The organism is Reichenbachiella agarivorans (genome assembly GCF_025502585.1).
Classification (GTDB): Bacteria; Bacteroidota; Bacteroidia; order Cytophagales; family Cyclobacteriaceae; genus Reichenbachiella; species Reichenbachiella agarivorans.
This window is the reverse complement of the sequence record NZ_CP106679.1, coordinates 4,437,564-4,450,190: the sequence shown is the minus strand read 5'-3', so window position 1 is coordinate 4,450,190 and position 12,627 is coordinate 4,437,564. Positions and strand designations below refer to the sequence as shown.

Sequence of the window (12,627 nt, the reverse complement as noted above, 5' to 3'; positions counted from 1 at the left end):
ATTTTACTACAGTTTTGAATTTATATTTACGAAACTTGCTACCTATATTTTTAGCTGATTTGGAATTGCCTTGAAGTACTATTTTCTTTTTTTCATCCTCATCGTATTTAATGAAGTTTTTGGACAGAGTGATTCCTTGCAGCGTCATGAGGTAGCTTTTCAGTTTGACAATGACCTCTTGTTTTTTGATGCTGGAGATCGCTACTATACCAATGGTCTCTTCATTGACTACCGTAGATTGCCCCGATCAACTTCTCATTGGTCCAATCTTTTGGACCTAAAAGATCACCACTTATCGCTCATTGATTTCTCACTTGTCTCTAAAATTTACAATCCATACAACCTCAAGGGAGATACAGTTCTACAAATTGATCGACCCTATGCAGGAGTATCGTATTTGACGGGTGGATATACCAGTTTTTGGAAGAACAATTCCCTGACTTTGGGGCTGGATCTGGGCTGGTTGGGATCTGGTACACATCTTGACAGAATCCAGACTTATCTACACAATCTATTTGGATGGGTGAGACCCAGAGGCTGGGACGATTATCAGATCAACAATACGCCATATGCGCATTTGTATTCTTCCATTGCCAAGGAATTGGTGGCGTCTGAACACTTTTCTGTGATTGGAGGGATGGATCTACGACTGGGTACGGTTCAAAACTACTCCTCATTGGGACTGACCATAAGACTGGGCAGGTGTCTGCCTATCTACCAAAGTACTATCACAAACAGTAGGTTGGGGACTAGACCCACTGGGTCAAAACATTACAAAGAGATTTTTTTCGTCAGCAAGACCAATCTAAAAAGTGTCTTTCACAATGTCACTATTGAAGGCAATTGGTTGGGCACTCCTTCTCCTTTCGTCAAAGAGTCCGTTCCTTGGGTCATCATGCAAGGGGTTGGGGTGATGATGAGTACAGATCGAATGGATTTTCAGGCACTCTGGTCTTACATGAGCAGAGAGGTTCAAGGTGGGAGGTTTCACAAATACGGTTCTCTGGTGATATCGAGGAGGTTTTAGCATCCTGTCCTGTTCAATAATATTTATGGCATCCTATTTGTAAATCAGCGGATAGGAAAGTGAATATTAGAACTGGAAAGTTGATTTGATGATAAAGGGGGGGATTGTGATCGTGGTACTTTTGCTACTAGCTGCTGAGCTGTATGCGCAAAAGTCAAATGTAGGGGTGAAAGGAGGAATCAACCTCCAAGAGTTTAATTTGAACTTGAGTGATATTTCTCACAATTACCATGTGGGAGTTTTTGCCAAGTATGACCTGACCAAAAAAGTCAGCATGCAACTGGAGGGACTCTACGCTCTCCAAGCTCAAACGCATCTGGAAGAGAAATGTCAGTTGACTGAGATACAGGTACCAGTCTTGGTCAAATACTACCCTCTCAAACCGTTTTATGTGCAGGCAGGTGCCCAGGGCAATAGGATGCTCTCAGTGATGAATAGCAGCAAAGAAAAACTGCCTATTGATAATCCATATACTTTTGCTGGATTGGTGGGTGTAGGGATGTGTTTGCCCAGTGGTTTTGATTTGTCTTTCAGGTATTTACATCCGATTGATGACGCTGCATTGCACAGTAGCCAATTCCAATTGTCCATAGGATTTGATATTTATTGAGAGGCTCTGCACAATAAATGTAGATGATTTTAGTAATATTGGTTGGGCGATTGATCGTCCAAAAAGTATTATCCATTTAAAAATCATAGACATGAAAAACAGAATAAGACTAGGTTGCATGGCAGCATGTATGATACTCACCTTGGTATCTGTAGATGCTTCAGCACAAATCGAATTGGGCGTCAAAGCAGGATTGAATTTCAACTCAGCTTCTATAGATGCAGCGAGCAATGGAGGTTCGGTCAAAGATGTTGCTGACACCCGTACAGGTTATCACTTTGGTGCTTATGCCGTGATCGCATTGGGACCATTGGCATTGCAGCCTGAGGCATACTACTCTGTGCAAGGTGCAGATATTGATGTCAATGGAGCCAAAGGCGCAATAAATTCCAATTACCTTCAAGTGCCAGTATTGTTGAGGTTCAATTTCTTGAAAATGTTCAATGTGCACGTAGGTCCTCAGTTTGGCTTTGTGATCAAAAATGAATTGGATGCCAATGGATCGGTAGAAGATTTGAAGAATGATACCAAGTCGGGGGATTTCTCGATTGCGGCAGGTGCAGGAGTAGATTTGCCATTCAACCTAAATGTCAATGTGAGGTATGTCAAAGGCTTTACAGAGATGATGGATGATAATTCTGCCAGCGGTGTGGAATCAATGAAAAACGCCATGTTTCAGGTATCTATTGGGTATGCTCTGCTAGGTCGATAAAGGCAGCCCTCGTAAAAAACAGGAAAGCCTCCCAATCGAGAGGCTTTCTTCATTTACCTAAACCACCCAAGTTCTTATAGTGTACCGTCCAATGAATTGGAATTGTCGTCCATTCGCTGGTTGAATACTTCGATCGTTGCTTTGATTCTTTTCCACAGTGGCAAGGTTGCTTTTTCAGCTGCTTGAACGTCAGCTTTCGCCTTGCTCAATTCTTGTAACTCGTCGTCTGTCAGACGCAAGTCCGCATGAGCGAGTGCATAGGAGGTGCGAGTGAGTGCTCTATGCATCCTTTCTATACTCTCTTGATCGTTGGTTTCGTTCAAGATCCAAGCCTCGATCACGTGCAAGTGGTACATACCCAACGACCTGTCGATATCAGAGAATGTGTCCTTCATCTGATCCGATGAGGTGATCGTTCCGCTGATGATTCTTTGAGAGAGACCTGTCAAATCAGAGATGGAGAATTCGATGATGTCAGTATGTACTGTGTCGCTTTTCACCTCTACAGATGCAATGAAGGCAATGGCTGAGTCGATCTGCGCTACGGCAAGCAGAGAATCACCTTGATCAAAGGAGACGATGGCTTTCTCAAAATAGGAGTCTGGCTCCAAAAACTCAGCCACAACTGGATCGGTAGTTGTCTCATTTTTACTTCCACATCCAACTAGGATTACTAAAGAAAATGCCAAAGACAAAGGCATGTATGCAATCGATTTTTTCATTTTTAAAAATTGTTATACTCTTCAGACGAAGGGTGTTGTTTTGGTCACATTTTATGCTCAGTTGTTAATCGCGGGCAGTCGATGCTCTACAGTCCTATCTCACCTGGGCTGTTTGATCGAATACTCAGGACAGGCACGTGGGAATGCGAAATGATGCGTTTGGCTTTGGGTGATATCCACAAGTCTGACCACCTGAATCTGGGCCTACTCATGATCATCACGAGATCAAAATTTTCGTTTTGGGTGTGTTTTAAGATGGCGGCAGGGAGAGTACAGTTTTCTACCTCGTTTTTGATGACATCTATGCCTTTGTTTTTCAATCCTAGGGATAGCTCATTCAGCTGTTCATCCAGCCCGTCCAAATCATCGTAGTGTTCGGATGCTGAGAGCAGATGCAAGGTGCTGCCAAATTGCTGCGCAAGGGCAGTCGCAAGTGGAACCTTGTACGAACTATCCTCTCCAATATCCATCGCCACGAGGATGTTTTTCATTTGCATTTTTTGAGGAAAGTTGGTGAAGGTGACGACTGGACATGAAGCCTCCAGTACCACTTTGTAGGCGTTGGTTTTTTTGAAGTGTAGCTCCCAGTCGTTTTGGTCAGGGTCACCGTGGCTCCTGAGGATGATGAAATCAATGTCGTTTTGTGCCGCAAAATCTACGATGTGCTGAGGCAAGGACTTCTCTTGTCCCAGGATTTGAAGGTCAATTTTTCGGATATCTGGGTAGATTTTGTGGATTTCATTGAGCTTGGGTAGCAATTGATCATGCACGATGCTGTTGAGTTCTTTTCTGAACTCTTTTTTGCTGTGGTAGTGCTTGGGGTCTGCGATATGCAAAGCGATGATTTTGGCACCAATGCCTGTGGCAAACATGGCTGCATAGCCCAATGCCTCGATAGACTTGATGTTGTCATCAAAGGGCACCAATATTTTTTTAAACGTAGACATAATCATTCACTTCAAGTGGTACGGTATGAAACCTCTGCTGAGCAAGATAGATTCCCGCTTTTTAGACGAAACTTCATGGTTTGGTCACAGGGGAATCTTTGGTTAGTGACCAAACAGGATTAGATTCGTCTAATAATCACAAAGTCGTATTAGTAACCAACTGTAGTGGCAAAGTATTGGGATCGGTTTCGCTTCAAAATCAAGCGACATTTTGTAGAAGTATTGCAGTCCAAAAACTCGGACCACTCCTTAGCCATGGGCTATGCGTTGGGGACCTTTGTGTCCATATTGCCCACGCCAGGATTTAGCTTTTTTATTGGATTGTTGCTGGTGTTGGTATTCAAGCGGATCAACAAAGCCATGGTGTTTATAGCGATGGCAATCTGGAATATCTGGACAGTGATTCCTTTCTATTGGCTCAGTCTGCTGATCGGAGATGTTATTTTTGGAGAGATGCCAGTGGTGTTATTCCAAATCGAATTTTGGAATGAAGCACTACAGTACACCAGACGATTTTTGATCGGAAACCTAATCGTATCAATCCCTTTTTCGGTATTGAGTTATTACTTCGCTCTGTGGGTTTTGAAAAAGGTCAGAGAAAAAAGGAGAGCCAATGCCACCAGAGATTAATCTCTGCGAATTTCTGCATGCGTGACGATGTTTCCGTCAGGAGACAAGCGCTCCCCAGTTTGACCCTTGTCAGGATAGTTGAGAGAGGTCAATACATGTCTGATTCCTTCCAGTCGAGCATTTTCTTTGTCATTTCCTTTTAGGATGATCCATGGAGCACCTTGCCAGCTAGTCTGCGCAAACATCTCCATTTTGTAATGGGTGTAGGTATTCCATTTGAGCTGTGCCTCCATGTCTACCGTACTCAATTTCCATTTTTTGAGGGGATCGGTGATGCGCTCTTCCAGTCGCTTCTTCTGTTCTTGTTCGTCGATGGAGAACCACAGTTTGAAGATGTGAATCCCATCTTCTACCAGCATTTTCTCAACGGTGACCACATTTTTCATGAATACTTCGTATTGTTCGCTGGAGCAAAAATTCATCACTGGCTCTACCACCGCACGGTTGTACCAGCTGCGGTCAAAGAGTACGATTTCACCTCTATTGGGTAGTTGTTGTATGTAGCGCTGAAAATACCACTGCCCTTTTTCCATTTCGGTCGGTTTGGGCAATGCGACGATTCTGTACCCTCGCGGATTCAAGTACCGTACAAACCTCATGATGGCGCCCCCTTTGCCCGCAGTGTCTCTGCCCTCAAACAAAATGGCTACACGCTGACCCGTGTCTTGAACCCAGCGCTGCATGGCGATCAATTCAACTTGGAGGTTGAGGTATTCTTGGTTGTTTTCGATGTTATAGAGTTCCATTAGGATGATTTTGCTGAAGATCTTGCGATAATAAATAGAGGTGACCAAAATTGCACAGCTGTCTTAATAAAAAATTAGAATGTCTCATAAATTGATTCAATCGATTTGACTCCCGATGCTAATCAATTGTCGGAGGCGCATTAACTTGCAGGGAAGGTTGGTCGTCGCAGTACCTGCCTTTGGTCAGGTGAAGAAACATGAGTTTGAATAAAGGAATGGAAGAAAAACAGGGTTTGTTGCTTTCGATCATGGAGGGGGTTCCTTATGGAATCATCGCCATGGACATGAGAGGAAAAATCACCCTGACCAATGCACTGGCACTGGATTTTCTTGACATCTCAGCACGGACAGGGGAGTTGCTCGATACAGAGGTGCTGCATTTGTGCAGAGAATTGCCCGACTTGAAGAGAAAAATAGAATTTTGTCTTGATGTCGGATTGGAAGACTTTGATTTAGAGGAGATTCACTTTCATGAAAAGTATCTCACATTTCGTGGTAGGAGAGTGCAAGAAGGGATGGTCATCACCATTGCCGATTTTACTTCCATCACAGCTTCTAAACACATCGCACTCAGTTCGTTGCTAGAAGGACAAGAATTGGAGCGAAAACGTCTCGCCAGAGAGATACACGACGGCATAGGTCCTACACTGTCCACTGTCAAAATGAAGCTAGCCAATATCGAAGGGGATTTAGAAAGTATCAATCACGAGCTCGCGGAGAAATTTAGGCAATCATACGAAATGATCGATGAGGCTGCCGACGACCTGCGATCCATCTCACACAACCTGATGCCTCGGGTGCTGTCGGATTTTGGGTTGGTAGAGGCACTGGACACCCTCTGTGACAAGATAGATGAAACCAAAAGCGTAACCGTAGATTACTTAAACTCTGGACTAGAAAGTAGGCTCGATGAAGTGACAGAACTGGGGCTATATAGAATCAGTCAGGAACTGATCAACAATACCTTGAAATATGCTCATGCCAAAAAAATCACCTTGCAACTCATCAAAAGAGAGGAAGGAATACGGCTATTGTATGAGGACGATGGCAGAGGTTTTGACCCCAATGAAATCAGTCATGGATTGGGGTTTATGAATATCGAAAACAGAACCAAGGCATTGGCTGGTCAGGTCACCATAGATTCACACCCAGACAAGGGCATGACAGCTCTCATCGAAATCCCGCTAAGCTAAAATAATATGCAACAGATCAATATACTCATCGCTGATGACCACAAGATGTTTCGTGAAGGACTCGTCGAGCTGCTCGGCAAGGAAGCCAAAATGCACATCGTAGGTGATGTAGGTGATAGAGAAGGGATTATGGGGATACTCAAAGCACAACCAGTGGATGTGCTCCTGATGGATATAGATATGGGAGAGACCAACGGCATCCAGATGACCGCAGAGATCAAAAGAGACTATCCCAAGATCAGAGTGCTGGCACTGTCCATGCATGGAGACAAGAACTACATCGTGAAAATGATGGAAGCAGGTGCGATTGGCTATATCCTCAAAAACGCGGGAAAGGAAGAAATGATCAATGCCATTCACACGGTTGCCAATGGCAATACCTACTTCAGTAGTCAGGTGTCGTCCAAGCTGCTAGAGCACCTGACCAACCCGACGGCAGCCCACGGCAAAAAGCCCGAAGGTACACCGCTCACCGATCGAGAAATCGAGGTGCTCAAGCTCATAGCCGAAGAATACTCCAACCCAGAGATTGCCGAAAAGCTCTTCATCAGCATCCGCACCGTAGATACCCATCGGAGAAATCTCCTAGATAAGCTAGGTGCCAAAAATACCGCTGGCTTGGTCAAGTATGCGATTCAGAAGGGGTTGCTGGGGTGATGAATAACCACCGGCAAGGAGGTTACTCCAAGTAATCTCGTTACTAGATTCTGCATTAGCTAAGGCAAGTGGGATTTTTACTACCTTTGTATTATGCTGGTAACTAATCAATATATCAATGAAATAAGAGCATTATGCAAAAATCATAGTGTAGAAAAGTTATACCTTTTCGGGTCTGCCACCAATGATAATTTTTCACCTGAAAGTGATATAGATTTTTTAGTGAAATTCAAAAAATTTGATTTAGCTAAATATTTCGAGAATTACATGGTTTTAAAAGAGAGCTTAAAAAATCTATTTGATAGAGAAATTGATTTAGTAGAGGAACAAACCCTGAAAAACCCTGTGCTAATTAAGTCTATTAACAAAAGTAAAGAGCTAATTTATGGATGAGCGGATTTTAAAATGGCTCTATGACATTAGGTTTGCTATCTCAGAAATTGAATCTTATTTTGATGGAAAGGAAAAGGATTTTCTTGAATATCAGAAAAACATCATGTTAAAAAGAGCAGTTGAAAGAGACCTAGAAATCATTGGAGAAGCAGTAAATAGGATTCTTAAAAGCGACAGCACTTTTGAAACTTTAATTTCGGATGCCAAAGCCATAGTCAGTCTTAGAAACCAAGTGATTCATGCTTATGACAGTATATCAGATGAAAACATTTGGGCCATAATTATAAGCCATCTTCCTAAACTAAAAGTAGAAATTGAAAAACTGCTGAGTGAAAATGAATAACGAAATGCCAACGTGATGTATAACACCCGTTTTTTCACTTGAAACCAGAGTAATATCATAAGTGGTTAAATCCCATCCCTAAATCTTGGTATATTTCATCGCTAGGAGATCTTTTCAGTAGGCGGATGTTTGTTGTCTTGATTGAAAGGAGTATTCTTGAGGAAATCAATAACAAACAACTGATTGGTAGTCGTGTAGTTGTAGTGGAATGAATAAAATAAAATCCCTTAGCTTTAATGATGCCATAGGGCAAGTATTCGGACAAAAGTTCCGCGTACACAATTGTTAGTTGCAATAGTGCATAACAAAGAAATTATGAAAGTATTTATCAGTTGGTCAGGAGATTTATCCAAGAAAATAGCCGAGTCATTCAGACAATGGATTCCAGGAGTAATACAAGCAGTCAAACCTTATTATACGCCGGATGACATCACTAAGGGAACAAGATGGGGAACAGAAATTGCAAAGGAACTTGATGATTCAAAAGTTGGAATTATATGTCTCACTCGAGAGAATTTACTAAGTCCTTGGATCATGTTTGAAGCAGGGGCACTTTCTAAGAATTTGGAACAATCTAAAGTATGTCCATTGCTTTTCGGAATAGACCCAGCTGATATACAAGGGCCACTAATACAATTTCAAGCTGCTAAATTTTCTAAAGTAGAGATGAAAAAAGTGGTTAAGATGATAAATAGTGAACTTGGTGAGCATTCTCTTGCATCTGATATTCTTGATGGTGTTTTCGAAATGTGGTGGCCTAAACTAGACAAAGAAATTAAAGACTTACTATCAAAGGGTTTGGATCAAGGAAACGACACAGATTTAAGATCCGAAAGAGAAATGCTTGAAGAAATTCTTTATCTGTCTAGAGAAATTTCAATTGAGAGAAAAAGAAGAAGGGATGGATTTATTCATCCAGATGCACTAAGAGACCTCATTGAAGGAACATTCAAGATTGCCAATGAAGCTCTAATTAATGGATATTACCATCTAGATGAAGCGGTTGAATTATTAATGAAACCAATAGATTATATAATTGGCGAAAGTCGTGACTCGCTAAGTAAAAATGAACTAAATTCTTTGCATCAAAGACTTTCTGAAATTCGCCGAATTATGAGTGATCTTAAACCAGTGGTTCCTAAGAGAAAAGTTATAATCAAGAAAAAAGCAGAGGACTCTTAAAGCAACTAACAGACACTATCATCCATAAGCTAACTGAGCTATTTGTAAAGGCTGGTGCAATGAGATACTTTTATAGATATTTAAAAAGTCCAGCTTACGGATGATAGTTGGACGTTAGAATTTATATCAATATCGTCGAGGAAATTTTACTGGTTATAGAAAGCCATGATGTCGTATTTGATAGTATTCGCATTTCTATAGCCCCCACCCGCACAACTTCCCCACTTTCACCCCAAAAAGGCCGAAAAAAAGTTTTTTCACTCCTCCTGCGTGCTAGGAATGGCGAAAAAAAGTTTTTTCACGTCTCCTGCGATCTAGGAATGGCAAAAAAAAGTTTTTTCACGTCTCCTGTGAGCTAGGAATGGCGAAAAAAAGTTTTTTCATGCTTCCTGCGAGCTAGGAATGGTGAAAAAATGTTTTTTCATGCTATCTGAGTCCTAGGAGAGCTGTCGCAGATATGAAACGAGCAAAAAAAAAGCGATAAAGACACTGGGTCTCTATCGCTATGATCATATCTAGGGCTATTACCTGTAGGAGTTGACCAAGAAGGTCAATTCTTTGTAAGCATTCACCAGTGTATCGGTTTTGCTGACCTGCGCATGCGCAAAATGAATGGTGAAGAGTGCTTTGAGTGCATCCCCCAAAGGAATGGCTGCTATGGAGGCTGCAGCCGTATCGCTGTCTTCGGTTTGTCCTTTGAGGTAGGTGACGACCGTGACTTTGAAGTTGTCGTTGGCCGTTTTGATCAGCGCAATCCAGCGTTGTACCGCTGGCAGCAGACTCAGGTCGATCGCTTCTAGTTGGGCGATCATATTGTCCGTCTGGGCGGTCTGCTCATCATAAGGCAGGCGACTCAGCTCCAAACCATACTTGTCAGTGATCGCCACTACCTGAGCGAGGGTGCTTTTGGTGGCGGCATCTTCTTAGGGGAACTGCTCCTCAGCATCCACGCTTTTGAAGAAACCCGTGTTGATCAGGTCTCTCGATCGGTCAAGTGTTTTTTTGTTGGACGTGGAGGAGCTTTTGATCATGCCCTTTTCGAAGGTCTTGAAAGTTTCCTGTACGGCCTGTACCTCAGGAGCTAGCTCTGGGAGGGGTTTGGTGATTTTGATTACGCTTTCGCTGAGGGTTTGTAGTTGTGCCAAGTTGATTTGTGGCAGGTTGATTATTTCCATGATTGGTTTATTGGTTGATAAAATTGATAATACCTAAATTATTAATTTTATGGATAACACAAAAGTGTAAGTAGATGAAAATGAATCTTTAGCAACTTATCTGTATGGAAACTACCATTACAAATCCCTCTTCATTGGCTGGATAATATTTTCCTCTTCGAGCATCTTTCTGATCTTCTTGTTATTTGCCCAGAATTTGTCATTGATTTTCTGAATGGTGCTTTCATAATCGGGATGACCTTTCATGAGTAGAGTAATAGGGTCTTTGTCCATGAACAGCACTATCCAGTATTGATAGTTGTCCTGTTCAGAAAAAGCCTTGAGGTGCTTGATGGCCTGATCTATGTTGCCAGTAACCGCATAGTAGTTGGAATACAAAATGTCTTTGTAGAGTGACTGGTCCTTCTCTGTATAGGCAAGGAAACTTTCATAAAATTTCTTCGCTTCTTCCTTTCTCCCAAGCTGCTCCAACACAAAGCCTATACTAGCATCCTCATTTTGAAATATGTCAAGGTGCAGGGCTCTCTTAATGTTTAGCATCTTGTCGTAATACACCCATGCTTCCTCATACGCTCCCGAAGTATAGCACACCTTGGCTATCTCTTCTATGACGAATATACTGGTCGTGTCCTGTTTCAAAATTTCCTTCAACGATAACTCTGCACGTTTCAAATCAAAATTTTGAGCCTGCTTGATATATACATACAGGCACTGCGAATACACATTGTCAGGATTGTAAGCCAATGACTTTTGAACATAGGTCTCAGATTCTCTGATAAAACCTGTCTGTGCCAGTGCATTGCTCAGATGCAAATATGTAAAGCTGGCAGTGACAGAGTCTGTACCCTCTACTGCTGCCGGAATACCTTGCAGGGCGTGTGTCAGGTATTTTTCGGTATCGGGCAGTATCACGCCATAGATGTTGGATAGGAAATTGTGAATCCACGCAGTATTTGGATAGTATTCTAATACTTCCTCAAACGACTCTACCGCTTTGGTGAAATCACGGATCTGCATATAATACAAGGACCTGGCAATGAGACTTTCTCCTGCTTCGGCATCTATCATCATGGCTTTGTCTGCATAGTTCTTTAGTTCCTCTGTGTACTTAGGCTCAGCCATAAAAATATCGAGGTAGTAGTAGGAGATGGCCACATAGGCGTAGGCATTGGCAAATTGTCCATCTTCCTGTATCGCCTTCTTAAATTGTTCCACACCCTCTGCCAAACCCGTACCCGTCTTATCATTCAGCAGAGCCAATCCTTTCAAATAATAGTCATAAGCCACCAGATTGTGGGTTGGGATCTTTTCAATGCGCTTTTGTTCCTCCGGAGTAATGATGGCATTGATCTCACTCGCGATGCTTTTGGCTACCTCACTTTGCAGGTCAAATACATCTTTCAGCTGGCGCTTATATCTTTTTGACCACAGGTGTTTGTCGCTGGGTGCCTCAATCAACTGTATCGTCAAAAGAATTTCATCGCCAATCTTCTGACCGCTGCCCTCTATGAAATAGCTCACATTGAGTTCCTTGGATAGTTCAGGGATTGTGATATCCACATTGCGATATTTCTCTACAGTGGTTCTGCTGGTGACCTTGATCGCCTCAATCTTTTGGAAGTTGTCCAGTATGGCCTCCATCAGGCCATTCATGAAGTAAATGTTGGTGGTGTCGGCACTGTCATTCTTGAAGGGAAGGACTGCAATGGATTTAATTGGTTTAGCTGCAATCTCCTGCTCATCATTGGGTAGCAGCCACAAGATTGCAGCCACTAGGGCCGCCACTGCTATAACCAGCGCTGTAATTTTGCTCTTCTTATGTTGAGGTGATCTGCTGTTTTCAACAACTTCTTGTGTTTCTTCTTGTTTTGCTCTGTTGCCTTCCTCACCTGGTGTGTAGCCATACAGTTCTCTGAAGCATTTCGTGAAATAGGAGGTACTACTAAATCCCACTTGATAGGCGATTTCAGATATCGTCAGGGCGTCATCCTTCAGCAGATGCTTGGCGTTGTGCAGCCTTACGTTTCTAATCAATATGCTGACAGATTCTCCTGTTTCCTGTTTCACCTTCCTGAGTAGATTGGATCTGCTCATATTGATTTGCTCAGATAGTTCGCTTACGCCAAAATTTTCATCTGCTAGATTACCTTCTATTACAGCCACAACTTTTTGAAGAAAGGCGCTCATGGGACTTTGAAAATTTGACATAGGATTCATTAGGTATGCAATATTCGTCAATTAAAATATCACTCACAACAAGCCCATTTCAGCCTTTTGCGTCATAGTTTAT

The 12,627-nt window shown here is 42.4% G+C and carries 15 protein-coding genes; 9 read left to right on the top strand and 6 right to left on the bottom strand.

Features of this window, described 5'->3' with window-relative positions:
- Nucleotides 1-70: 70 nt before the first annotated feature.
- From N6H18_RS18505 to N6H18_RS18495, 3 genes are all read left to right on the top strand, one after another.
- The gene (locus N6H18_RS18505; RefSeq protein ID WP_262309770.1) at nucleotides 71-1,027 is read left to right on the top strand and encodes a lipid A deacylase LpxR family protein; all 957 of its coding nucleotides are present in this window, start codon (nucleotides 71-73) and stop codon (nucleotides 1,025-1,027) included.
- A gap of 88 nt (nucleotides 1,028-1,115) precedes the next feature.
- The gene (locus N6H18_RS18500; protein WP_262309769.1) at nucleotides 1,116-1,637 is read left to right on the top strand and encodes a PorT family protein; all 522 of its coding nucleotides are present in this window, start codon (nucleotides 1,116-1,118) and stop codon (nucleotides 1,635-1,637) included.
- 91 nt (nucleotides 1,638-1,728) lie between these two features.
- Nucleotides 1,729-2,349 carry a porin family protein gene (locus N6H18_RS18495; protein ID WP_262309768.1) on the top strand — a complete coding sequence of 207 codons (621 nt, stop codon included), beginning with the start codon at nucleotides 1,729-1,731 and terminating at the stop codon, nucleotides 2,347-2,349.
- 74 nt (nucleotides 2,350-2,423) lie between these two features.
- On the opposite strand, the gene N6H18_RS18490 is transcribed toward N6H18_RS18495, so the two are convergent.
- Nucleotides 2,424-3,071 carry a hypothetical protein gene (locus tag N6H18_RS18490; RefSeq protein WP_262309767.1) on the bottom strand — a complete coding sequence of 216 codons (648 nt, stop codon included), beginning with the start codon at nucleotides 3,069-3,071 and terminating at the stop codon, nucleotides 2,424-2,426.
- 86 nt (nucleotides 3,072-3,157) lie between these two features.
- Nucleotides 3,158-4,018 (bottom strand): universal stress protein, encoded by an 861-nt coding sequence (locus tag N6H18_RS18485; RefSeq protein WP_262309766.1) that lies wholly within the window; start codon nucleotides 4,016-4,018, stop codon nucleotides 3,158-3,160.
- Between the two features lie 165 nt (nucleotides 4,019-4,183).
- Here N6H18_RS18485 and N6H18_RS18480 point away from each other — a divergent pair, with 165 nt between their 5' ends.
- The gene (locus tag N6H18_RS18480) at nucleotides 4,184-4,648 is read left to right on the top strand and encodes a DUF2062 domain-containing protein (RefSeq protein ID WP_262309765.1); all 465 of its coding nucleotides are present in this window, start codon (nucleotides 4,184-4,186) and stop codon (nucleotides 4,646-4,648) included.
- Here the strand turns inward: N6H18_RS18480 and ppk2 are convergent.
- The gene (gene ppk2, locus N6H18_RS18475) at nucleotides 4,645-5,394 is read right to left on the bottom strand and encodes a polyphosphate kinase 2 (RefSeq protein WP_262309764.1); all 750 of its coding nucleotides are present in this window, start codon (nucleotides 5,392-5,394) and stop codon (nucleotides 4,645-4,647) included. The genes N6H18_RS18480 and ppk2 overlap by 4 nt on opposite strands.
- Nucleotides 5,395-5,591: 197 nt before the next feature.
- Between ppk2 and N6H18_RS18470 the strand changes: the two genes are divergently transcribed.
- The 5 genes from N6H18_RS18470 to N6H18_RS18450 all read left to right on the top strand — a co-directional run bounded on the left by N6H18_RS18470 (nucleotide 5,592) and on the right by N6H18_RS18450 (nucleotide 9,162).
- A complete protein-coding gene (locus tag N6H18_RS18470; RefSeq protein WP_262309763.1) occupies nucleotides 5,592-6,587 on the top strand; it encodes a sensor histidine kinase in 996 nt (331 codons plus the stop codon).
- A gap of 6 nt (nucleotides 6,588-6,593) precedes the next feature.
- Nucleotides 6,594-7,244 (top strand): response regulator, encoded by a 651-nt coding sequence (locus N6H18_RS18465; protein WP_262309762.1) that lies wholly within the window; start codon nucleotides 6,594-6,596, stop codon nucleotides 7,242-7,244.
- 93 nt (nucleotides 7,245-7,337) lie between these two features.
- Nucleotides 7,338-7,637 carry a nucleotidyltransferase family protein gene (locus tag N6H18_RS18460; RefSeq protein ID WP_262309761.1) on the top strand — a complete coding sequence of 100 codons (300 nt, stop codon included), beginning with the start codon at nucleotides 7,338-7,340 and terminating at the stop codon, nucleotides 7,635-7,637.
- Entirely contained in the window at nucleotides 7,630-7,980 is a 351-nt protein-coding gene (locus N6H18_RS18455; protein ID WP_262309760.1) for a HepT-like ribonuclease domain-containing protein, read from the top strand. Before N6H18_RS18460 ends, N6H18_RS18455 begins: the two co-directional genes overlap by 8 nt.
- A gap of 315 nt (nucleotides 7,981-8,295) precedes the next feature.
- Entirely contained in the window at nucleotides 8,296-9,162 is an 867-nt protein-coding gene (locus N6H18_RS18450) for a toll/interleukin-1 receptor domain-containing protein (RefSeq protein WP_262309759.1), read from the top strand.
- Between the two features lie 524 nt (nucleotides 9,163-9,686).
- Here N6H18_RS18450 and N6H18_RS18445 read toward each other — a convergent pair.
- The 3 genes from N6H18_RS18445 to N6H18_RS18435 form a co-directional block, all read right to left on the bottom strand.
- A complete protein-coding gene (locus tag N6H18_RS18445) occupies nucleotides 9,687-10,049 on the bottom strand; it encodes a hypothetical protein (protein WP_262309758.1) in 363 nt (120 codons plus the stop codon).
- A gap of 36 nt (nucleotides 10,050-10,085) precedes the next feature.
- Nucleotides 10,086-10,337, bottom strand: coding sequence for a hypothetical protein (locus N6H18_RS18440; protein ID WP_262309757.1), 252 nt, complete (start codon nucleotides 10,335-10,337; stop codon nucleotides 10,086-10,088).
- Nucleotides 10,338-10,454: 117 nt separating this feature from the next.
- Complete coding sequence (locus N6H18_RS18435; protein WP_262309756.1) at nucleotides 10,455-12,524, bottom strand: helix-turn-helix domain-containing protein; 2,070 nt, start codon at nucleotides 12,522-12,524, stop codon at nucleotides 10,455-10,457.
- Nucleotides 12,525-12,627: the final 103 nt, after the last annotated feature.

Coding starts and splice junctions, on each gene's coding strand:
- N6H18_RS18500 (WP_262309769.1), top strand. CDS start 1,116: ATGATAAAGGGGGGGATTGTGATCGTGGTACTTTTGCTACTAGCTGCT.
- N6H18_RS18495 (WP_262309768.1), top strand. CDS start 1,729: ATGAAAAACAGAATAAGACTAGGTTGCATGGCAGCATGTATGATACTC.
- N6H18_RS18490 (WP_262309767.1), bottom strand. CDS start 3,071: ATGAAAAAATCGATTGCATACATGCCTTTGTCTTTGGCATTTTCTTTA.
- N6H18_RS18485 (WP_262309766.1), bottom strand. CDS start 4,018: ATGTCTACGTTTAAAAAAATATTGGTGCCCTTTGATGACAACATCAAG.
- ppk2 (WP_262309764.1), bottom strand. CDS start 5,394: ATGGAACTCTATAACATCGAAAACAACCAAGAATACCTCAACCTCCAA.
- N6H18_RS18470 (WP_262309763.1), top strand. CDS start 5,592: ATGAGTTTGAATAAAGGAATGGAAGAAAAACAGGGTTTGTTGCTTTCG.
- N6H18_RS18465 (WP_262309762.1), top strand. CDS start 6,594: ATGCAACAGATCAATATACTCATCGCTGATGACCACAAGATGTTTCGT.
- N6H18_RS18460 (WP_262309761.1), top strand. CDS start 7,338: ATGCTGGTAACTAATCAATATATCAATGAAATAAGAGCATTATGCAAA.
- N6H18_RS18455 (WP_262309760.1), top strand. CDS start 7,630: ATGGATGAGCGGATTTTAAAATGGCTCTATGACATTAGGTTTGCTATC.
- N6H18_RS18450 (WP_262309759.1), top strand. CDS start 8,296: ATGAAAGTATTTATCAGTTGGTCAGGAGATTTATCCAAGAAAATAGCC.
- N6H18_RS18440 (WP_262309757.1), bottom strand. CDS start 10,337: ATGGAAATAATCAACCTGCCACAAATCAACTTGGCACAACTACAAACC.
- N6H18_RS18435 (WP_262309756.1), bottom strand. CDS start 12,524: ATGAGCGCCTTTCTTCAAAAAGTTGTGGCTGTAATAGAAGGTAATCTA.